Source organism: Streptomyces sp. NPDC017943 (assembly GCF_044328425.1).
GTDB classification, from domain to species: domain Bacteria; phylum Actinomycetota; class Actinomycetes; order Streptomycetales; family Streptomycetaceae; genus Streptomyces; species Streptomyces djakartensis_A.
In genome coordinates, this window is record NZ_JBIRHH010000013.1 from 69,665 (window position 1) to 88,700 (window position 19,036).

Here is a 19,036-nt window from a genome sequence, read left to right on the forward strand (position 1 = left end):
TCCTGGCAGCGTAGTGCCGCGGGGCGCGCGGCTCACGGCTGGAGGAGGTCCACCTTCACGTCCGCGGGGAAGCCGGTGGTCGGGCCGACCCGGCGGGCGAACTCCGCGACCGCCTCCAGCTGCGGGCCGCCGAAGCGGAAGTCGAGCGTGGTGAAGTAGCGGGCCAGGGTCTCCTCGTCGAAGGCCTCCCAGCGGGCGGCCTGCTCGGCGACCTTGCCGACCTCCTCCAGGGAGAGGTTGCGGGAGGCGAGGAAGGCCTCGTGCACCTTGCGCGTGATGAGCGGCTCGCGCTCCGCGTAGTCGCGGCGCGCGGCCCAGACCGCGAAGACGAACGGCAGGCCCGTCCACTCCTTCCACAGGGCGCCCAGGTCGTGCACGTCCAGGCCGTAGCGCGGGCCGTCGAGCATGTTGGCGCGCAGGGCCGCGTCGCCGATGAGGACGGCGGCCTCGGCCTCCTGCATCATCAGGCTCAGGTCGGGCGGGCAGGTGTAGTAGTCCGGCTGGACGCCGTAGCGCTCGGCGAGGAGCAGCTGGGCGAGGCGGACGGAGGTGCGGGAGGTCGACCCGAGGGCGACGCGGGCGCCGTCCAGCCGGTCGAGCGGGACCTGCGAGACGATCACGCACGACATCACCGGGCCGTCGCAGCCGACGGCGATGTCGGGGAAGGCGACCAGGTCGTCGGCGTGCTTGAGGAACTCGACGAGGGTGACGGGACCGATGTCGAGATCGCCCTGCACCAGCTTCTCGCTGAGCTTCTCCGGGGTGTCCTTGGTGAGCTCGAAGTCGAGGAGCGTGCCCGTTCTCGCGAGCCCCCAGTAGAGGGGCAGGCAGTTCAGGAACTGGATGTGGCCGACGCGCGGCCGGGTGCGAGGATTGTCCACATCGTGAGGCTAGCCCTCGGGGCGCACGACCCGGCGCGCGGGCCCGGGTGAAGGCGCCGGCCGGGCTCCGGTCGGCTCCGCCGTCGGGGTGGGGCGGGCGATCATGTGTTCTCGGCCAGTCGGCCCGGGATGTTCAAACATTCGGGTGACGTGATCTTGACCCCTATTGCATTCCGGGTCCCGCGTGCTAGGCTCGTCGCAAGTTGCAGTTTGGTTTCCCTTGCAGTACAGAGCCTGCGGAGCATGTGACCGCGGGCTCTCGTCATTCTCAGACATATGCACTTGTGCAGAATTCATCTTCACACTTGCTGGTTCTGGAGCAGGGCAACCCTTTTGAGCCCAAGGAGGGCTTATGGCTACCGGAACCGTGAAGTGGTTCAACGCCGAAAAGGGCTTTGGTTTCATCGCCCAGGAGGGCGGCGGCCCCGACGTCTTCGTCCACTACTCCGCGATCAACGCGCAGGGATTCCGGTCCCTGGAGGAGAACCAGCAGGTGTCTTTCGACGTCACGCAGGGTCCGAAGGGCCCGCAGGCTGAGAACGTCACCCCGGTCTGATCAGCAGTACCCAAGGAGCCCCGCGCCGTCAGGCGACGGGGCTCCTGCCCTTTTCACCCCCGGACGTCCGGTGAATTCCCGGCGAATTCCCGCCGTGGGACGATCGACGGATGGAACACGTTCCGGAGAACAAGCGGGAAGGCGGCGGGACTCCCGCCGAGGGGCCGGGTCCGACGGGGGCGCCGCTCGGTCTGGCGGCCGGTATTTCCCTCGGCACGGCCGTGGGACTCGTCCTCGGCCTGACCGTCTTCGACAACGTCGGCCTGGGACTCGCGGTCGGCCTCGGCTTCGGCACGGCGATCGGTGCGGGAGCCGGAATCGGGGCGGACCGGAAGCGGCCCCGGCGCAGTGGCGAGCCGCCGTCCGCGGAGCACACCGACCGGCCGTCGCCCGGGCCGTCCGGGGCACCCGAGGCGTCCGAGGCGTCCGGAGAAGAGGGGGACCGCCCGCCTCCGGAGGAGCGGCCCCGGTAGGGTCCCGGGGCATGGCTGACACGGATTTCGTGAGCGCGACCCGCACCTTCTACGACACCGTCGCCGAGGACTACGCCGCGCAGTTCCGGAAGCCGCACACGGACGTGGTGCTGGACCGGGTGCAGCTGGACGCCTTCGCGGAGCTGGTCGGCGAGGGCGGGCGGGTCGCCGACCTGGGGTGCGGGCCCGGACGGGTCACGGCCTACCTGGCGTCCCGGGGGCTGTCGGTCTCCGGCCTGGACCTGTCGGAGTCCATGCTGGCGATCGCCCGGCGCGAGCACCCGGGTCTGCGCTTCGAGCGGGGCTCGATGCTGGAGCTGGACCTGCCCGACGCCTCGCTCGACGGGGTCGTGGCCTGGTACTCGACCATCCACACGCCCGACGAGCAGCTGCCCGCCCTGTTCGCCGGCTTCCACCGCGTCCTGCGCCCCGGCGGGCACCTGCTGCTGGGCTTCCAGTGCGGTGACGAGCCCCGCCACTACGAGCGGGCCTTCGGCCACGAGGTCTCCCTGACCTTCCTGCGGCGCAGGCCGGAGGGCGTCGCCGCCCTGCTGGCCGAGGCCGGTCTCGCCGTCCGCTCCACGACGGTGCGGGCACCGGACGAGGACCGGGGCGACCCGGTCCCCCAGGCGTCCCTCATCGCCCGCAGACCGCGGGAGCGGTGAGCCGCCCACCGGCCGGCGGCCCGTCCTCCGGGGGCGCGGTCCCTACTCCAGCCCGATGGCCCGGCAGTCCGCCCTGTACGGGGCCGTGCAGATGTCCTTCACCGTGTACACGCCGTCCGTGATCACGGTCTCCTCGATGGTGTCCCTGGTCAGGGCGACGACCGGGACGAGCATCGCCGGGATGTTGCGCTGCGTCGGGCTGTCGACCGTCTCGCGGGTCAGCGCCGCGAACTCGATCGAACGGTCCTGCACCTTGGCGACGGCGATCTTCGCCGCGTTCGTCGCCTCCAGCGCGAAGGACTTGTACACGGTCATGTACTGGTCGCCGGAGACCACCCGCTGGACGGCGTCGAGGTTGGCGTCCTGGCCGGTCACGGGCGGGATCTTCGTGGCCCCGGCCTCCTTCAGCGCCTCGATGACGGCGCCCGCCATGCCGTCGTTGGCGGAGTAGACCGCCGCGATGTCGTTCAGCCCGACCGCCTTGATCGCCTTGCGCATGTTCGCCTTGGCGACGGCCGGCTTCCACTCCGCGGTGTCGTAGCGCCTCACGATCTGCACCTGGCCCTGGAGTTCACCGAGGGCACCGGTCTTGAAGCGGGCGGTGTTGGGGTCGGCGGGGTCGCCGTTCATCATGACGACCTTGCTCTTCTCGGCCCGGTCGCCCAGTTCGCCGACGATCGCGCGGCCCTGCACCTGGCCGACGAGTTCGTTGTCGTGGGAGACGTAGGCGTCGATCGGGCCCTCGGCCAGGCGGTCGTAGGCGATGACGGGGATGCCGGCCGCCTTGGCCTTGCGCACGTCCGCGGCGATGGCCTTGGAGTCGAGCGCGTCGACCAGGATGACGTCGACCTCGTCGGCGACCATCTGCCGGAACTGCTCGCTCTGTCTGGAGACGCTGGCCTCGGCGTTGGCGTAGCGGACCGTGCCGCGGCCGTCGGTGAGGGACTCGACCTCCTGCTTGATCAGGGGGTGGTCGAACTTCTCGAAGCGGGCCGTGTCCTTGTCCGGCAGCAGCAGGCCGACCGTGATGTCGTCGGCCTTCGCCGCGGTCTCGTCGTCGCTCGCGTCGCCGCTGCACGCGGTGAGGGACACGGCCGACAGGGCGGCCGCCAGGGCCAGGGCGAGGGGGCGCGCGGCGGCCCGGCGGGTGTTGCGGGGTATCACTGGGTGGTGCCTTCCGTGGGGGGAGCATCGCGTCGACGTGGCAGAAAGCCAACGGGGCGGCACGGTGCGTCGTCAACAACCCCGTGTGAAGACTCCGCGAAGGTGCATCTAGGTGTAGAGGCCCTCTACTTCTGCGGCGAAGTCGCGCAGGACGGCCTCGCGGCGGAGCTTCATCGAGGGGGTCAGATGGCCGGCCTGCTCGGTGAAGTCCACGGGCAGGACGGCGAACCGGCGGATCGACTCGGGGCGGGAGACCATCTTGTTGGCCTCGTCGACGGCCCGCTGAAGGACCGCGCGCAGCTCCTGGTCGTCGGCGAGGAGGGCGGGCGGCACGGGGTGCTTGCCGTTCATCTGGCGCCAGTGGGTGATGCCGTCGGGGTCGAGGGTGATGAGGGCGGTGACGTAGGGGCGGCCGTCGCCCAGGACGAGGCACTGGGAGATCAGCGGATGCGAGCGCAGCCAATTCTCCAGGGGTGCCGGGGCCACGGACTTGCCGCCCGCGGTGATCAGGAGCTCCTTCTTGCGGCCGGTGATCGTGAGGTAGCCCTCGTCGTCCAGGGCGCCGAGGTCGCCGGTGGGGAGCCAGCCGTCGGGAGCTGCGGGGACGACACCGCCGGCCCGGGGGTCCCAGTAACCGCGCAGGACGTGGTCGCCGGCGACGAGGATCTCGCCGTCGGCGGCGATGCGCACCCGGGTGCCCGGCAGGGGCCAGCCCACCGTGCCCAGGCGGGGTTTGAGGGGCGGGGTGACCGTGGAGGCGCCCGTGGTCTCCGTCAGGCCGTAGCCCTCGAAGATCTCGATGCCGGCACCGGCGTAGAAGGCGGCGAGGCGGCGGCCGAGGGGGGAACCGCCGCAGATCGCGTAGCGGACCCGGCCGCCCATGGCGCCGCGGAGCCGGCGGTAGACCAGCGGGTCGTACAGGGCCCGGGCGGCCTTGAGAGCGCGGGTGGGGCCGGGCCCGGTGCCCGTCTGGCGGGCCTCGACGGCCTCCCCGTAACGCTGCGCCACCGCCGCCGCGCGGTCGAAGGTCGCGGCCCGGCCGGCCGACTCGGCCTTGGCGCGGGCGGAGTTGAAGACCTTCTCCAGCATGTAGGGGATCGCCAGCAGGCAGGTCGGCCGGAAGCTCTGCAGGTCCGGGAGCAGGTCCTGCGCCTTGATGCTGGGCGCGTGGCCCAGCCGGACGCGGGCCCGGATGCAGGCGATGGCCACCATGCGGCCGAAGACGTGGGACATGGGCAGGAACAGCAGGACGGAGGCCTCTTCGCTGGTCCTGGCCCGGAAGACCGGGTAGAGCAGCTCGATGGCGTTGTCGACCTCGGCGAAGAAGTTGCCGTGGGTGAGCGCGCAGCCCTTCGGGCGGCCGGTGGTGCCGGAGGTGTAGACGAGCGTGGCCAGGGTGTCGGGGCCGAGCATGCCGCGCCGCACCTCGACCTCCGGGTCGGCCAGCCGTGCCCCGGCCTCGGCGAGCCGGTCCACATGGCCCTTCTCGACGATCCACAGGTGCTTCAGGTCGGGCAGGCGCTCGCGCTCGGGGCCGAGGGCGGCGGCCTGGGCGGCGGTCTCGGTGACCAGGGCGACCGCCCCCGAGTCCTGGAGGATCCAGCGGGTCTGGAACGCCGAGGACGTGGGGTAGACGGGGACGGTGACCAGTCCGGCCGCCCAGGCGGCGAAGTCCAGGACGGTCCACTCGTAGATCGTGCGGGCCAGCACGGCGATCCGGTCGCCCGGTGCGAGCCCCTCGGCGATCAGCCCCTTCGCCACGGCCAGGACCTGGGCGGCGAACTCGCCGGCCGTGACGTCGCTCCACCGCCCCTCGGCGTCCTTGCGGCTGAGGGCGACGGCCCCCGGGTCGGCACTCGCGTTGTCGAACGGCAGGTCGGCGAGCGAGCCGTGCGTCCACGGCGGGGCGAGGGGCGGCACGGACGCCTCCCGCACCGCCCCGTCCAGCCGCCGCACCTCGGGCTCGACCGGCACCGGCCCGCCGTACACGTCGCCGTGGGCAGAGGAGGAAGGGGCAGTGGACACGGGCGGCTCCTGGGGCGTGCAGCGGGGAACTGCTTGCTGCATGACGTACGTGCCTCGCACGCCGAGGCGCTCAACCGGCGTGACCCGGGCGGGGGGTTACTGACGGTAGGAACGGGATCGTACGGCGTTCACGTGGTGGGTCTGTGCGTGTTCGGGGATGGTCCGGCGCCGGGCCTGTGCATGCTCGGGGGTTACCTGAGGGTCGTTCACCTCCGGTGCCGGGCCGTCCCGCTCAGGCGCGCTCCAGCACCGCCGTCACGCCCTGCCCGCCCGCCGCGCACACCGAGATCAGGCCCCGGGCGGGGGCGTCCCGTTCGGCGAGGAGCTTGGCGAGGGTGGCCACGATCCGGGCGCCGGTGGCGGCGAAAGGGTGCCCGGTGGCGAGGGAGGAGCCGGCCACGTTGAGCCGGGCGCGGTCGAGTGTGCCGAGGCCGCGCTTCTCCCAGGCCGCGAGGGTGGCCAGCACCTGGGAGGCGAAGGCCTCGTGGATCTCGACGAGGTCGAAGTCGTCCAGGGCGAGCCCGGCCCGCTCCAGCATGCGCGGGACCGCGTACGCGGGCGCCATGAGCAGCCCGTCCTCACCGCCGGCCACGTCCCCTGCGGCGAAGTCGACGGCCGCCGTCTCGTACGCCGTCAGATACGCCAGCGGCGCCAGCCCGCGCTCGCGCGCCCATTCCTCGCTCGCCAGCAGCACGGTGGCCGCGCCGTCGGTCAGCGGGGTGGAGTTCCCGGCGGTCATGGTCGGTTCCGGCTGGTCGAGACCGAACACCGGCTTGAGCGCCGCCAGTTGCTCCACCGTCGAGCCGGGCCGCAGGTTCTGGTCGCGGTCGAGGCCGCGGAAGGGGACCACCAGGTCCTCGAAGAAGCCGCGTTCGTACGCCGCCGCCAGCCGCTGGTGGCTGGCCGCGGCGAGTTCGTCCTGGGCCCGGCGGCCGATGCCCCAGGCGCGGGCGGTGACGGCGGCGTGCTCGCCCATGGACAGCCCGGTGCGCGGCTCGGCGTTGCGCGGGATCTCGGGGACGAGGTGGCGGGGGCGCACCTTCGCCAGCGCCTTCAGCCGTCCGCCCGGGGTCTTCGCCCGGCGGGCCGCCAGCAGGATGCGGCGCAGGGAGTCGTTGACGCCGAGGGGGGCGTCGCTCGCGGTGTCGGCGCCGCCCGCGATCGCCGAGTCTGTCTGCCCGAGGGCGATCTTGTTGGCGGCGGCGATGACGGCCTGGAGCCCGGTGCCGCAGGCCTGCTGGATGTCGTAGGCGGGGGTGCGGGGGTCCAGCGCCGAGCCGAGGACGCTCTCGCGGGCGAGGTTGAAGTCGCGGCTGTGCTTGAGGACCGCTCCGGCGACGAACTCGCCCACCGCGCCCGGCCCTTGCAGGCCGTACCGCTCGACGAGGCCGTCCAGGGCGGCGGTGAGCATCTGCTGGTCGGAGGCGGTGGCGTGGGGACCGTCGGAGCGGGCGAAGGGGATGCGGGCGCCGCCGAGGATCGCCACGCGCCGTACCGACGGTGCCAGTTGCTGGGGGCTCATCTCGACCTGCTCCTCGTCCGTGACGTAGCCTTACCTCCGGTAACCTTACTCCGAAGTAAGCATGTGTGAGCGTCCAGCGCCGTCACCGGGACCCGGGAGTTGCCCATGGCCGACCGCTATCTGCGTTTCACCGGTACCGCGCCCGGCCGCTTCCTCACGCGCCGGCTCGGGCTGCCGCAGCCGGCCCCGCTGGCCCGCTGGTCCCCCGAACACCCGGTCCTGGAGGGCGGCCTGCGCCTGCTCACCGCCGGGCGGTCCGCCCTGGACGCGGCTCCCGTCCTGGCCCGTACGGGCCTGGGCCCGGCCGGCCCGGACCGGGCGGCCGCCGTCGTGCTGGACGCGACCGGGGTGCGGGACGTCGACGGACTGGCCGAGGTGCACGCGGCGCTGCACCCGGTGCTGCGCTCGGTCGTCCCGAGCGGCCGCGTGGTGGTGCTCGGCGCTCCGCCCGACCCCGCCGACCATCACCAGGCCGCGGCCCAGCAGGCCCTGGAGGGCTTCACCCGCTCGCTCGGCAAGGAGATCGGCCGGGGCAGGACGGTCAACCTGGTCCGGCTGACCGACGCCACGGCCGCCGAGTCCACGCTGCGGTTCCTGCTGTCGCCGAAGTCGGCCTATGTCAGCGGTCAGGTGATCGAGGTCGGGGCGCGGCAGGAGCCGCCGGCCGCCCTGGACTGGGAACGCCCGCTGGCGGGGCGTACCGCCCTGGTCACCGGTGCGGCCCGCGGCATCGGTGCGGCCGTCGCCGGGACGCTCGCGCGGGACGGGGCCCGGGTCGTCGTGCTCGACGTGCCGCAGGCCGCGCAGGACGCCCGGCGCCTGGCCGGCCGGCTCGGCGGCACGGCGCTGCCCCTCGACATCACAGCCGCCGACGCGGGCGCCCGGATCGCCGACGCCCTCCCGGACGGCCTGGACCTGCTGATCCACAACGCGGGCATCACCCGGGACCGGCGGCTGGTGAACATGCCCGCCGAGCGCTTCGGTTCCGTGCTGGAGGTGAATCTGGCGAGCGTGCTGCGCACCACGGACGCCCTGCTGAAGGCAGGGGCGCTGCGGCGCGGCGGGTCGGTCGTGGCGACGGCGTCGATCGCGGGCCTGGCGGGCAACGCGGGCCAGACCAACTACGCGGCGAGCAAGGCGGGTGTGGTCGGCCTGGTCCGCTCGCTCGCGCCGCGGGCCCTCGCCGAGCACGGTGTGACCGTCAACGCGGTCGCGCCCGGTTTCGTCGAGACGGCGATGACGGCCGCGATCCCGCTGTTCATCCGGGAGGCGGGCCGGCGGATGAACTCCCTGGCCCAGGGCGGGCTTCCGGCCGACGTCGCCGAGACCACGGCCTGGCTGGCGCATCCGGCGTCGGGCGCGGTCAACGGCCAGGTCGTCCGCGTCTGCGGCCAGAGCCTGCTGGGGGCGTGATGAGCGGCCCCACCGACCTCGTCCTGCGGACCTCCCCGTCCCTCGCCCCGCTCCTGGCGCGCGGCGCGCTGCTGTCACCCGCCAAGCGGCCCTCGCCGGACGCCGCGTTCCCGCGCACCCGGCTCGTGCTGCCCGGGCTGCGGGTGGACCTCGCGCGGCTGGCGGCGTACGAGCGGGTCTGCGGGTTCCCGACCGGGGACGACGCCCTGCCGGTCACCTACCCGCACGTGCTGGGGTTCCCGCTGGCCATGCGGCTGATGAGCGCACGGGCCTTCCCGCTGCCGCTGCTGGGCCTGGTGCACACCTCGATCGAGGTCGCGCGGCACGGGCCGATGCCGGCGACCGGGCGCTACGGACTCCTGGTGCACGTCGAGGCGTTGTCCCCGCACCGGCGCGGCACCGAGGCCACCGTGGTCACCGAGGTGCGCGACGACGGCGGGGAGCCGGTGTGGGAGTCCAGGAGCACCTACCTGGCCCGCCACCCCGTGCGGCGGGTGTCCGGACCCGCGCGCGAGGAGGAGCCCGAACCGCTGCCCGCCGTGGCCGAGTGGCGCCTCGCCGGGGACGTGGGGCGCCGCTACGGGGCCGCCTCCGGCGACCGCAACCCCATCCACCTGCACCCGCTCACCGCGCGGCTGTTCGGCTTCCCCCGGGCGATCGCGCACGGCATGTGGACGGTGGCCCGCTGCCTGGCCGCCCACGGCACGCCCGACCGCTGCTCGGTACGGGCGCGGTTCCGGGCGCCGGTGCTGCTGCCGGGCACGGTGACGTACGCGGCGAAGGGCGGCCGGTTCGCGTTGCGCGGTGCGCGGGAGCGGCTGCACCTCTCGGGGGACGTCTACCCGGCGTGAGGTTCCGGCCGGTCCTGCGGCGGTGACCAGGGCCGGCCCGCCATCAGGTCGCCCAGCCCGGCCCAGGAGAAGTTCATCAGGGTGGCCGCGGCCTGGCGGGCCGTGACGCCCGGCGTGGCGTTGGCCCAGGCGGCGAGCGACTCGGCCGCCCCCACCAGAGCCTCGGCGAGTCCGGCGACCTCGCGCTCGGGGAGCTCGGGATTGCGGTGCGCCTCCCGGGCCGCGGCGAGGATCAGCTCGGTCACGAACGCGACGATCTCGGCGCGCATGGCGGTGATCTCGGCGGCGAAGGGCTCGCCGTGCGTCCGGGCCTGGAGGTGCAGCACCGACCAGGCGTCCGGGTGTTCCGCGGTGTGCGCGAAGAACGCGCCGAGGCCCTCCCACAGTTGCCGGTCGGCGGGCAGGTCCGGGCGGACCCCGGCCCGCACCGCCTCGACGAGGGCGGCGGCCTCCCGGCGGATGCAGGCGGTGAAGAGGTCTTCCTTGGAGTTGAGGTACAGGTAGACCAAGGGCTTGGAGACGCCCGCGAGTTCGGCTATCTCGTCCATCGAGGCGGTCATGTAGCCGCGCTGGCCGAAGATCTGCACGGCGGCGTCCAGCATCTGCTGCTCACGGACCACACGCGGCATCCGCTTGGTCTTCACGGCACCCATAGCGCCCAAGCGTACGGGCCCCCCGGTCCGCCACCGGCCGGAAACCGGCCGGGGCGGCCCGGGGGGCCCTCCACGCGTCACGTCACCCGTGCTGTCACACGGCGGCGGGGACACGCTCCGTGCTGTCGCGCGGCTCGTCGGCCGGCTCGTCGGCCGGCTCGTCCAGGGAGGAGCCGTCGGCGGTGGCGTAGGCGTCCCGGTCGAGCAGGTTCTCCCGGGCGGAGACCAGTACCGGGATCAGCGCCTGGCCGGCGACGTTGGTGGCCGTGCGCATCATGTCGAGGATCGGGTCGATCGCGAGCAGCAGGCCCACGCCCTCCATCGGCAGGCCGAGGGTGGACAGGGTCAGGGTCAGCATGACCGTCGCACCGGTGAGACCGGCCGTGGCGGCCGAGCCGACCACCGAGACGAACGCGATCAGCAGGTAGTCGCCGACGCCCAGCTGGATGTCGAAGATCTGGGCGACGAAGATCGCGGCGATCGCCGGGTAGATCGCGGCGCAGCCGTCCATCTTGGTCGTGGCGCCGAACGGCACGGCGAAGGAGGCGTACTCCTTCGGCACGCCGAGGCGCTCGGTGACCTTCTGCGTCAGCGGCATGGTGCCGACCGAGGAGCGGGAGACGAAGGCCAGCTGGATGGCGGGCCAGGCGCCCTTGAAGAACTGCACCGGGTTGGTCTTGGCGACCGTGGCCAGCAGCAGCGGGTAGACGCCGAACATCACCAGGAGGCAGCCGATGTAGATGTCGGCGGTGAAGGTCGCGTACTTGCCGATCAGGTCCCAGCCGTAGGTGGCGATGGCGAAGCCGATGAGGCCGATCGTGCCGAGCGGGGCGAGCCGGATGACCCACCACAGCGCCTTCTGGAGCAGGCTGAGGACGGACTCGCTCAGGGTGAGGATCGGCTGGGCCTTCTCGCCGAGCTGGAGGGCGGCGATACCGGCGACGGCGGCCATGAACACGATCTGGAGCACGTTCAGCTCGGTGAACGGCGTGATCACGTCGGTCGGGATGATGCCGGTCAGGAAGTCGATCCACGAGCCGGTGTGCTCGGGCTTCGCGCCGTCCTTCGGCGTGAGCCCGGTGCCCGAGCCCGGGTTGGTGACCAGGCCGATGACCAGGCCGATGCTGACCGCGATCAGCGAGGTGATCATGAACCACAGGAGGGTGCGCGAGGCCAGGCGGGCCGCGTTGTTGACCTTCCGCAGGTTGGTGATCGACACCAGGATCGCGAAGAAGACGAGGGGGGCGACGGCCAGCTTCAGCAGGCCGATGAAGGTGTCACCGACCTTCTCCAGGGTGGTGACCAGCCAGGACAGGTCCTGACTGCGGGCGAGCCAGCCGAGCAGCACACCCAGGACGAGACCGGCGAGTATCTGGGCCCAGAAGGGCACCTTGAAGGACTTCGTGTGTGAGGACACGGACCGACTCCGTTGGGGGGACGCGTAGGGGGGAGCTGACGTGGGGACGACGGGGTGTTGCGTTACGTCAGGGACGACAGAAAGCGGACGCGCACCGACAGAGATCCACGTGCAGCCGCGCCACGAGCGGAACGCTCGGGGGCAACGAGGGCGCGACTGCTGACGTCATACAACGACCTTAACACCGGAGCTTTGAGGACCCCAAAGCCTAGCTTTGAGAGGTGACGGGACACACACACCCATACAAGGCAAAGCGCCCCGTGTCCGCACAGGTACGGAGACGGGGCGCTGTACGCCGGAAAGGGAGGGTTCCTACGAGGTCTGCCCCTGGGCCCGGGCGGTGTCGTCGGCGACGTCCTCCTGGCTGCGGTTGGCGTCCAGGTTCGCCTTCATGCGGTCGACCCGCTGCGCGACCTGGACGGACGCCCGGTCGCGCTCCTTGCGCAGCACGACGAAGCTGATCGGCGCGGAGATCAGCAGGGCGAGCAGGACGACCCACAGGCCGTTGCTGTCGCCCAGGCCGCGCGGGGCGATACCCGAGTAGACGGCGCCCCAGACGACGACCAGGCAGCCCACGAAGACACCGAGGCGCATCAGCGTGTAGCGGAGCATCTCAATCCACTCTTCCGGTTTCGAACGGCCAGAACGCACCCAAACGGGCACCGTCCAGTGAAGCACGCCGGACGGCCGGTTCCGGCACGGGGGTCAGCCCAGGGGGAGCAGCATCACGACGTCGTCCCGGTCGTCCCCGGGCGCCACCCGGATCGCCCCCGGGATGCGGCCGACCTCCTTGTAGCCGCAGGAGGCGTAGAAGCGCTCCAGTCCGAGCCCGCCGCGGCAGGTCAGCCGGATCGCCTCGATCCCGTCGATCCCCCGGGCGGCGTCCGCGGCGGCCGCGAGCAGGTCGCGGCCGTACCCCTTGCCCTGGTGGCGCGGGTGCACCATCACCGTGTACAGCCACAGCCAGTGGGTCATCAGGTGGTGGGTGTTGAGCGTCAGGAACGCGGTCGCCGCGACCCGCCCCTCCCCGTCGTGCCCGACGAGCAGCCTGACCTGCCCTTCCGCCATCGACGCGAAGTGCCTGACCAGCACGGGCCGGATCTCCTCCGGCGTCACCGGCGGCACGAACCCGACCGCTCCGCCGGCGTTCGAGACGTCGGTCCACAGGGCGAGGATGCCGTCCCGCAGCTCGGGGGTGACGGCGGGATCGAGCGTGAAGGTAAGGGGCATGCGCCGATTCTAGCTATTACGACAGGGCCCGGGCCGCCACGTCCAGGTCGGACACCAGCCCCGCGTAGGCCGCCTCCCGGTCGTCGGACCGCAGCACCGCCGAGGGGTGGACGGTGGGCACCAACCGCTCGGGGCGCCCGTGGATCTCCTCCTCCAGCACGGTCCCGCGCACCTGCGGGACCCGGAAGGAGGACCCGAGCAGCGCCTTCCCGGCGGTGGCCCCCAGCACGACGATCAGCTCCGGCTCGACGACGGCCAGCTCGGCGGCCAGCCACGGCCCGCACGCGGTCGCCTCCCGCAGGGTCGGCGCCTTGTGGATCCGCCGCTTGCGCGGCTCGGCCTGGGTGAACTTGAAGTGCTTGACGGCATTGGTGACGTACGCCTCGCCCGGGTCGATGCCGGCCTCGGCCAGCGCCCGGTCGAGCAGCTTCCCGGCCGGCCCGACGAACGGCTTGCCCTGCCGGTCCTCCTGATCCCCGGGCTGCTCCCCCACGAGCATCACCCGGGCGTCCGCGCTCCCCGCCCCGAACACGGTCTGCGTGGCATCCCGGTGCAGCGGACACCCCCGGCACCCGGCAGCGGCCTCCCGCAGGGCGGGAAGCCCGCCGCGCCGGGGAACGAAGGGCTCAGCGGTGTAGGCGTCCTCAGGCGCCGAGGTCCCGGCCATGCCCTCCGGGTACCCCACCCAGGGGCGCGGGGAACTGCGCGCCCAGCCCCCACGCACCTGCAGCTGAAACAGTCACACCCGCATGGCCTGCGGCGCCTCGCGAAGCGAAGGGTCGGGCCCGTCATACTCCCGGATGATCTCGTACCGCGTGTTGCGCTCCACCGGCCGGAACCCGGCGTCCCGGATCAGATCGAGCAGGTCCTCACGCGTCAGCTTGTTCGGCGTGCCGTAGTTGTCCGCGTCGTGCGTGATCTTGTACTCGACGACCGACCCGTCCATGTCGTCCGCGCCGTGCTGGAGCGCGAGCTGCGCCGTCTGCACGCCGTGCATGACCCAGAAGACCTTGACGTGCGGCACGTTGTCGAACAGCAGCCGCGACACCGCGAAGGTCTTCAGCGCCTCCGCGCCGGTCGCCATCTGCGTCCGCGCCTGGAGGCGGTTGCGCACCTTGCCGTCCTGCATGTCGACGAAGTCGTGCTGGTACCGCAGCGGGATGAAGACCTGGAAACCGCCGGTCTCGTCCTGGAGCTCACGCAGCCGCAGCACGTGGTCCACGCGGTGCCGGGGCTCCTCGATGTGCCCGTACAGCATCGTGCAGGGGGTCTTGAGACCCTTCTCGTGCGCGAGCCGGTGGATGCGGGACCAGTCCTCCCAGTGGGTGCGGTGGTCCACGATGTGCTGCCGGACCTCCCAGTCGAAGATCTCCGCGCCACCGCCGGTCAGCGACTCCAGGCCGGCGTCGATCAGCTCGTCGAGGATCTCCGAGGCGCTCATCCCCGAGATGGTCTCGAAGTGGTGGATCTCCGTCGCCGTGAAGGCCTTCAGGGAGACGTGCGGCAGCGCCGCCTTCAGCTCGCGCAGCGAGCGCGGGTAGTACCGCCACGGCAGGTTCGGGTGCAGCCCGTTGACGATGTGCAGCTCGGTGAGGTTCTCCGACTCCATCGCCTTCGCGAGCTTGACGGCCTCCTCGATGCGCATCGTGTACGCGTCCTTCTCCCCCGGCTTGCGCTGGAAGGAGCAGTACGCGCAGGAGGCCGTGCACACGTTCGTCATGTTGAGGTGACGGTTGACGTTGAAGTGCACGACGTCGCCGTTCTTGCGGGTGCGCACCTCGTGCGCGAGGCCGCCGAGCCAGGCCAGGTCGTCCGACTCGTACAGCGCGATGCCGTCCTCACGGGTCAGGCGCTCACCGGCCCTGACCTTCTCCTCCAGCTCGCGCTTGAGCCCGAGATCCATTGCCCACACCTTTCTACGACGACGACCCAACCGTACGGCTACATCTCTTCCGGCAGTTCCCCGACCCGGTTCTCCCACTTCGTGGACAGCACGATCGTCGTGCGCGTCCGGGAGACGCCCTCGATGCCGCTGAGCCGCCGGATCATCCGCTCCAGGCCGTCCACGTCCGCCGCGCGCACCTTGAGCATGTACGAGTCGTCGCCCGCGATGAACCAGCAGTCCTCGATCTCCGACAGGTCCTTCAGCCGCTGCGCCACGTCCTCGTGGTCGGTGGCGTCGGAGAGCGAGATGCCGATGAGGGCGGTGACGCCGAGGCCGAGCGAGGCGGCGTCGACGGTGGCCCGGTAGCCGGTGATGACCCCGGCCGCCTCCAGCCGGTTGATGCGGTCGGTGACGCTGGGTCCCGACAGCCCGACGAGGCGTCCCAGCTCCGCGTAGGAGGCCCGGCCGTTCTCCCTCAGGGCCTGGATGAGCTGCCTGTCCACCGCGTCCATTGCGATCGAAGCCTTCCGCTGAAGTTGTCGTTGAGTCCGAGGGGTTCGGGGTTCGGTCGTGCTCAGTCGGCGCGCTGCGCCCCGCCGCCGAGCTCACCCTGCCAACGGCGGTAGAGCCTGTGCGGCACGCCCGCCGCGTCCAGTACGCGCCCGGCGACGAAGTCCACCAGGTCCTGGATGTGCGTCGCCCCCGCGTAGAAGGCGGGTGAGGCCGGCACGACGATCGCGCCGGCGTCGTCCAGCGTGACGAGGTGCCGCAGGGTCTGGCCGTTCAGCGGGGTCTCCCGCACGGCCACGATCAGCTTGCGGCCCTCCTTCAGGGTGACGCTCGCCGCCCGCTGGAGCAGGTCCTTCGACAGCCCGAGCGCGACCCCGGCCACGCTCGCCGTCGAGGCGGGCACGATGAGCATGCCCTTGGTCGGGTACGACCCCGAGGAGGGACCGGCGGCCAGGTCGCCGGCGCTCCAGTGCCGTACGGAGTCGATGTCGACGGAGAAGGTGCCCGGCTTGCCGTCGGCGCCCCGGGAGAGCCATGTGCGCAGGTCGGACTGCCAGTGGGCGTCCCGGAAGGAGATCCCGGTCTCGTCCAGCAGGGTGAGCCGGGAGGCCCGGGACACCACGAGGTCGACGCTCTCGCCCGCGGCGATGAGGGCCCGCAGCACAGCGGCGGCATACGGAGTGCCCGAGGCACCGGACACCCCTACGATCCAAGGCGTACGCGGCATCTCGCCTGGCTTGACTGGGTTCACGACACCGAGCCTATCCGGCGTCGGCAGGTGGGAACCGGCCCAGGGGGGTGGGCCGTTGCACGGAGGGGACGAGCGAGCACTGGGGGTCGCCATGCCGGATGCCGGAGCTGGGTGGTCCAGCGGCGACCGCGCGCTGGCCGCGGGCAAGCTGATGCTGGCCTGGATCGCGCTGTTGTGGCTGCTGGAAGCGGTGGACGCGGTCACGGGCCACGCCCTGGACCGCTTCGGCGTCACGCCCCGCGAGCCATCGGAGCTGGTCGACGTCGTCCCGTCGGCGTTCGTCCATTTCGGCTTCGCGCATCTCGCGGCGAACACCCTGCCGCTGCTGGTGCTGGGCTTCCTGGCCGCGCTCTTTGGGATCCGCCGCTTCCTGCTGGTCTGCGCGCTGGTCGTCGTCGCCGACGGCCTGGGCGTGTGGCTGATCTCCCCGGACCGCACCAACACGGCGGGCGCCTCCGGCCTGATCTTCGGCCTGTTCGGCTTCCTGCTGGTCAGCGGCTTCGTGGAGCGCCGCCCGCTGGGCATCCTCGCCGGTGTCCTGATCGCCGCCGTGTGGGGCGGCTCGATCCTGGCGGGCCTGGCCCCGACGCAGACGGGCGTCAGCTGGCAGGGCCATCTGCTGGGCCTGCTGGCGGGCGTGGCGGCGGCGTTCGTGCTGCGCCGCCGCCCCGCGCCGCCCGTGCTCACACGGTGAGGCCGCGCACCAGCAGGTCGAGCAGCGCGCACACGAACAGGGCGATCCCGATGAAGCCGTTGACGCTGAAGAACGCCCGGTTCAGCCGGGACAGGTCGTGCGGCCGGACGATGGAGTGCTCGTAGACGAACGCGCCGGCGACGATCAGCAGGCCCAGCCAGAAGAAGGCGCCCGCGCCGGTGGCCAGGCCGTACCAGACGAACAGGCCCGTCGTCACGGCGTGGCAGACCCGCGCGCCCCGAATGGCCGCGGGGATGCCGAAGCGCGCCGGGACGGACCTGACGCCGATCTCCCGGTCGGTCTCCACGTCCTGGCAGGCGTAGATCAGGTCGAAGCCGCCGATCCAGATGCCGACGGCGAGACCGAGGATCACCGCGTCCCAGGACCAGGAGCCCGAGATGGCCAGCCAGCCGCCGATCGGGCCCATCGCCTGGGCCAGACCGAGGATGGCCTGCGGGAAGTTCGTGAACCGCTTGCCGTAGGGATAGACCACCATCGGGACCACGGCGATGGGGGCCAGGGCCAGGCAGAGCGGGTTCAGCAGGGCCGCCGCGCCCAGGAACACGGCCAGGGCGATCAGCGCGCCCGTCCAGGCGTGCCGGACGGACATGGCGCCGGTCACCAGCTCGCGCTGGGCGGTGCGCGGGTTCCGCGCGTCGATCTCCCGGTCGATGATCCGGTTGACGGCCATCGCGAAGGTCCGCAGACCGACCATGCAGACCGTGACGAGCAGCAGCCTGACCCAGTGGATGTTCCCGTCCCACTCGTACATCGCCGTGAGCGCGGCGATGTAGGCGAAGGGCAGCGCGAAGACCGAGTGCTCGATCATCACCAGCCGCAGGAAGGCCTTGGTGCGTCCCGGCTGCGGGATCGCGGCGGAAGCGGAGGTCACAGTCCGTACTCCTTCCAGCGGCGGTCCACCTTCGCCGCCGTCTCCGGGTCCGACTCGACCATGTCCGGCCAGCCGCCGTCGCGCGTGTAGCCCTCCTCGGGCCACTTCCTCGTCGCGTCGATGCCTGCCTTGCCGCCCCAGAACTGCTGGTAGGAGGCGTGGTCCAGATGGTCGACCGGGCCCTCGACGATGCTCAGGTCACGGGCGTAGTCCGTGTTGCCGAGCGCCCGCCAGGCCACCTCGTGCAGGTCGTGCACGTCGCAGTCGGAGTCCACGACCACGATCAGCTTGGTCAGAGACATCATGTGCGCGCCCCAGACGGCGTGCATCACCTTCTGGGCGTGCTTGGGGTACTTCTTGTCGATCGAGACGATCGCGCAGTTGTGGAAGCCGCCCGCCTCGGGCAGGTGGTAGTCCACGATGTCCGGCACGATGATCTTCAGCAGCGGCAGGAAGAAGCGTTCCGTCGCCCGGCCCAGCGGCCCGTCCTCCGTCGGCGGCCGGCCCACGACGATCGACTGGAGCAGGGGCCGCTTGCGCATCGTGACGCAGTCGATCGTCAGCGCCGGGAACGGCTCCTGCGGCGTGTAGAAGCCGGTGTGGTCGCCGAAGGGCCCCTCGGGCAGCATCTCGCCCGGCTCCAGCCAGCCCTCGATCACGACCTCCGCCTGGGCCGGCACCTGGAGCGGGACGGTCTTGCAGTCGACCATCTCGATCCGCTTGCCTGCGAGGAACCCGGCGAACAGGTACTCGTCGATGTCCCCGGGCAGCGGCGCGGTGGAGGCGTACGTCACGGCGGGCGGGCAGCCGAAGGCGATGGCGACCGGCAGCCGCTCGCCCCGGCGCGCCGCCACCTGGTAGTGGTTGCGGCTGTCCTTGTGGATCTGCCAGTGCATGCCGATGGTGCGCTTGTCGTGCCGCTGGAGCCGGTACAGCCCGAGATTGCGGACGCCGCTCTCCGGGTCCTTGGTGTGGGTGAGCCCCAGGTTGAAGAAGGAGCCGCCGTCCTTGGGCCACGTGAACAGCGCCGGGAGGAGGTCCAGGTCCACGTCGTCCCCGGTCAGGACGACCTCCTGCACGGGCCCGTCCTTCACCTTCTTCGGCGGCACGTGTGTCATCGCGCCGAGCTTGCCGAAGGCCTCGCGCACGCCGACGAACCCGTGCGGCAGCTCGGGCTTGAGCAGCCCGCCGATCCGCTCGGAGATCTCCGCGTACGACTTCAGGCCCAGGGCCTTCAGCAGCCGGCGGTCCGTGCCGAACACGTTCATCGCGAGCGGCATGCTCGACCCGCGCACGTTCTCGAAGAGCAGCGCCGGGCCGCCGGACTTCTGCACCCGGTCGACGATCTCCCCGACCTCCAGGTACGGGTCCACCTCGGCCTTGATGCGCTTGAGGTCGCCCTCGCGCTCCAGCGCCCTGAGCAGGGAGCGAAGATCGTCGTAAGCCATGGGGTC

The 19,036-nt window shown here is 71.9% G+C and carries 21 protein-coding genes; 6 read left to right on the forward strand and 15 right to left on the reverse strand.

The genetic code is table 11. The features are described 5' to 3' along the window. Positions 1–32: 32 nt before the first annotated feature. Positions 33–881, reverse strand: a complete 849-nt coding sequence (locus tag ACH4C6_RS31785; protein WP_398112113.1) for a menaquinone biosynthetic enzyme MqnA/MqnD family protein — start codon at positions 879–881, stop codon at positions 33–35. Between the two features lie 352 nt (positions 882–1,233). Here ACH4C6_RS31785 and ACH4C6_RS31790 point away from each other — a divergent pair, with 352 nt between their 5' ends. The 3 genes from ACH4C6_RS31790 (at position 1,234) to ACH4C6_RS31800 (ending at position 2,575) form a co-directional block, all read left to right on the forward strand. Then, the gene (locus tag ACH4C6_RS31790; RefSeq protein WP_003974443.1) at positions 1,234–1,437 is read left to right on the forward strand and encodes a cold-shock protein; all 204 of its coding nucleotides are present in this window, start codon (positions 1,234–1,236) and stop codon (positions 1,435–1,437) included. A gap of 110 nt (positions 1,438–1,547) precedes the next feature. Then, positions 1,548–1,910 carry a hypothetical protein gene (locus ACH4C6_RS31795; protein ID WP_398112114.1) on the forward strand — a complete coding sequence of 121 codons (363 nt, stop codon included), beginning with the start codon at positions 1,548–1,550 and terminating at the stop codon, positions 1,908–1,910. An 11-nt stretch (positions 1,911–1,921) separates the two neighbouring features. Continuing rightward, positions 1,922–2,575 (forward strand): methyltransferase domain-containing protein, encoded by a 654-nt coding sequence (locus ACH4C6_RS31800; protein ID WP_398112115.1) that lies wholly within the window; start codon positions 1,922–1,924, stop codon positions 2,573–2,575. 42 nt (positions 2,576–2,617) lie between these two features. On the opposite strand, the gene ACH4C6_RS31805 is transcribed toward ACH4C6_RS31800, so the two are convergent. The 3 genes from ACH4C6_RS31805 to ACH4C6_RS31815 form a co-directional block, all read right to left on the reverse strand. Next, the gene (locus ACH4C6_RS31805) at positions 2,618–3,739 is read right to left on the reverse strand and encodes a sugar ABC transporter substrate-binding protein (protein WP_398112116.1); all 1,122 of its coding nucleotides are present in this window, start codon (positions 3,737–3,739) and stop codon (positions 2,618–2,620) included. 108 nt (positions 3,740–3,847) lie between these two features. Further along, positions 3,848–5,764 (reverse strand): AMP-dependent synthetase/ligase, encoded by a 1,917-nt coding sequence (locus ACH4C6_RS31810; RefSeq protein ID WP_398112117.1) that lies wholly within the window; start codon positions 5,762–5,764, stop codon positions 3,848–3,850. 232 nt (positions 5,765–5,996) lie between these two features. After that, the gene (locus tag ACH4C6_RS31815; protein ID WP_398112118.1) at positions 5,997–7,286 is read right to left on the reverse strand and encodes an acetyl-CoA C-acetyltransferase; all 1,290 of its coding nucleotides are present in this window, start codon (positions 7,284–7,286) and stop codon (positions 5,997–5,999) included. Positions 7,287–7,391: 105 nt separating this feature from the next. On the opposite strand from ACH4C6_RS31815, the gene ACH4C6_RS31820 reads away from it, so the two are divergent. Next, complete coding sequence (locus tag ACH4C6_RS31820) at positions 7,392–8,699, forward strand: 3-oxoacyl-ACP reductase (RefSeq protein WP_398112119.1); 1,308 nt, start codon at positions 7,392–7,394, stop codon at positions 8,697–8,699. Beyond that, positions 8,699–9,550 carry a MaoC family dehydratase gene (locus ACH4C6_RS31825; protein ID WP_398112120.1) on the forward strand — a complete coding sequence of 284 codons (852 nt, stop codon included), beginning with the start codon at positions 8,699–8,701 and terminating at the stop codon, positions 9,548–9,550. Before ACH4C6_RS31820 ends, ACH4C6_RS31825 begins: the two co-directional genes overlap by 1 nt. Here the strand turns inward: ACH4C6_RS31825 and ACH4C6_RS31830 are convergent. From ACH4C6_RS31830 to ACH4C6_RS31870, 9 genes are all read right to left on the reverse strand, one after another. After that, positions 9,538–10,203: a TetR/AcrR family transcriptional regulator gene (locus ACH4C6_RS31830; protein ID WP_398112121.1), complete on the reverse strand. Its 666-nt coding sequence runs from the start codon at positions 10,201–10,203 to the stop codon at positions 9,538–9,540. The two genes, ACH4C6_RS31825 and ACH4C6_RS31830, sit on opposite strands and share 13 nt — an antisense overlap. Before the next feature lie 94 nt (positions 10,204–10,297). Next, complete coding sequence (locus ACH4C6_RS31835; protein WP_398112123.1) at positions 10,298–11,620, reverse strand: dicarboxylate/amino acid:cation symporter; 1,323 nt, start codon at positions 11,618–11,620, stop codon at positions 10,298–10,300. 67 nt (positions 11,621–11,687) lie between these two features. Next, positions 11,688–11,789, reverse strand: coding sequence for a putative leader peptide (locus tag ACH4C6_RS31840; protein WP_398112124.1), 102 nt, complete (start codon positions 11,787–11,789; stop codon positions 11,688–11,690). A 143-nt stretch (positions 11,790–11,932) separates the two neighbouring features. Continuing rightward, entirely contained in the window at positions 11,933–12,232 is a 300-nt protein-coding gene (locus ACH4C6_RS31845; RefSeq protein ID WP_398112125.1) for a DUF4229 domain-containing protein, read from the reverse strand. Positions 12,233–12,325: 93 nt separating this feature from the next. Further along, on the reverse strand, positions 12,326–12,850 hold the full coding sequence (locus ACH4C6_RS31850; RefSeq protein ID WP_398112126.1) for a GNAT family N-acetyltransferase: 525 nt from the start codon (positions 12,848–12,850) through the stop codon (positions 12,326–12,328). 16 nt (positions 12,851–12,866) lie between these two features. Further along, complete coding sequence (locus ACH4C6_RS31855; RefSeq protein ID WP_398112127.1) at positions 12,867–13,517, reverse strand: UdgX family uracil-DNA binding protein; 651 nt, start codon at positions 13,515–13,517, stop codon at positions 12,867–12,869. A gap of 72 nt (positions 13,518–13,589) precedes the next feature. Continuing rightward, entirely contained in the window at positions 13,590–14,753 is a 1,164-nt protein-coding gene (gene mqnE / locus ACH4C6_RS31860; RefSeq protein ID WP_398112128.1) for an aminofutalosine synthase MqnE, read from the reverse strand. Positions 14,754–14,791: 38 nt separating this feature from the next. Continuing rightward, positions 14,792–15,247 carry an Lrp/AsnC family transcriptional regulator gene (locus ACH4C6_RS31865; RefSeq protein WP_398112129.1) on the reverse strand — a complete coding sequence of 152 codons (456 nt, stop codon included), beginning with the start codon at positions 15,245–15,247 and terminating at the stop codon, positions 14,792–14,794. A 62-nt stretch (positions 15,248–15,309) separates the two neighbouring features. Then, positions 15,310–15,972 carry a UbiX family flavin prenyltransferase gene (locus tag ACH4C6_RS31870; protein ID WP_398112183.1) on the reverse strand — a complete coding sequence of 221 codons (663 nt, stop codon included), beginning with the start codon at positions 15,970–15,972 and terminating at the stop codon, positions 15,310–15,312. A 115-nt stretch (positions 15,973–16,087) separates the two neighbouring features. On the opposite strand from ACH4C6_RS31870, the gene ACH4C6_RS31875 reads away from it, so the two are divergent. After that, positions 16,088–16,690, forward strand: a complete 603-nt coding sequence (locus ACH4C6_RS31875; RefSeq protein WP_398112130.1) for a rhomboid family intramembrane serine protease — start codon at positions 16,088–16,090, stop codon at positions 16,688–16,690. Here the strand turns inward: ACH4C6_RS31875 and mqnP are convergent. Together mqnP and ACH4C6_RS31885 are read right to left on the reverse strand one after the other, a co-directional pair. Beyond that, complete coding sequence (gene mqnP, locus ACH4C6_RS31880) at positions 16,680–17,582, reverse strand: menaquinone biosynthesis prenyltransferase MqnP (protein ID WP_398112131.1); 903 nt, start codon at positions 17,580–17,582, stop codon at positions 16,680–16,682. The two genes, ACH4C6_RS31875 and mqnP, sit on opposite strands and share 11 nt — an antisense overlap. Further along, positions 17,579–19,030, reverse strand: a complete 1,452-nt coding sequence (locus ACH4C6_RS31885) for a menaquinone biosynthesis decarboxylase (RefSeq protein WP_398112132.1) — start codon at positions 19,028–19,030, stop codon at positions 17,579–17,581. The genes mqnP and ACH4C6_RS31885 overlap by 4 nt, the downstream gene beginning before the upstream one ends. Positions 19,031–19,036: the final 6 nt, after the last annotated feature.

Excerpts from the sequence above, each read along its gene's own strand:
- ACH4C6_RS31845 (WP_398112125.1), bottom strand. The coding sequence starts at position 12,232 with ATGCTCCGCTACACGCTGATGCGCCTCGGTGTCTTCGTGGGCTGCCTG.
- ACH4C6_RS31870 (WP_398112183.1), bottom strand. The coding sequence starts at position 15,972 with ATGCCGCGTACGCCTTGGATCGTAGGGGTGTCCGGTGCCTCGGGCACT.
- ACH4C6_RS31820 (WP_398112119.1), top strand. The coding sequence starts at position 7,392 with ATGGCCGACCGCTATCTGCGTTTCACCGGTACCGCGCCCGGCCGCTTC.
- ACH4C6_RS31865 (WP_398112129.1), bottom strand. The coding sequence starts at position 15,247 with ATGGACGCGGTGGACAGGCAGCTCATCCAGGCCCTGAGGGAGAACGGC.
- mqnE (WP_398112128.1), bottom strand. The coding sequence starts at position 14,753 with ATGGATCTCGGGCTCAAGCGCGAGCTGGAGGAGAAGGTCAGGGCCGGT.
- ACH4C6_RS31840 (WP_398112124.1), bottom strand. The coding sequence starts at position 11,789 with ATGACGTCAGCAGTCGCGCCCTCGTTGCCCCCGAGCGTTCCGCTCGTG.
- ACH4C6_RS31825 (WP_398112120.1), top strand. The coding sequence starts at position 8,699 with ATGAGCGGCCCCACCGACCTCGTCCTGCGGACCTCCCCGTCCCTCGCC.
- ACH4C6_RS31875 (WP_398112130.1), top strand. The coding sequence starts at position 16,088 with ATGCCGGATGCCGGAGCTGGGTGGTCCAGCGGCGACCGCGCGCTGGCC.
- ACH4C6_RS31800 (WP_398112115.1), top strand. The coding sequence starts at position 1,922 with ATGGCTGACACGGATTTCGTGAGCGCGACCCGCACCTTCTACGACACC.
- ACH4C6_RS31850 (WP_398112126.1), bottom strand. The coding sequence starts at position 12,850 with ATGCCCCTTACCTTCACGCTCGATCCCGCCGTCACCCCCGAGCTGCGG.
- ACH4C6_RS31790 (WP_003974443.1), top strand. The coding sequence starts at position 1,234 with ATGGCTACCGGAACCGTGAAGTGGTTCAACGCCGAAAAGGGCTTTGGT.
- ACH4C6_RS31885 (WP_398112132.1), bottom strand. The coding sequence starts at position 19,030 with ATGGCTTACGACGATCTTCGCTCCCTGCTCAGGGCGCTGGAGCGCGAG.
- ACH4C6_RS31815 (WP_398112118.1), bottom strand. The coding sequence starts at position 7,286 with ATGAGCCCCCAGCAACTGGCACCGTCGGTACGGCGCGTGGCGATCCTC.
- ACH4C6_RS31855 (WP_398112127.1), bottom strand. The coding sequence starts at position 13,517 with ATGGCCGGGACCTCGGCGCCTGAGGACGCCTACACCGCTGAGCCCTTC.
- ACH4C6_RS31830 (WP_398112121.1), bottom strand. The coding sequence starts at position 10,203 with ATGGGTGCCGTGAAGACCAAGCGGATGCCGCGTGTGGTCCGTGAGCAG.
- ACH4C6_RS31795 (WP_398112114.1), top strand. The coding sequence starts at position 1,548 with ATGGAACACGTTCCGGAGAACAAGCGGGAAGGCGGCGGGACTCCCGCC.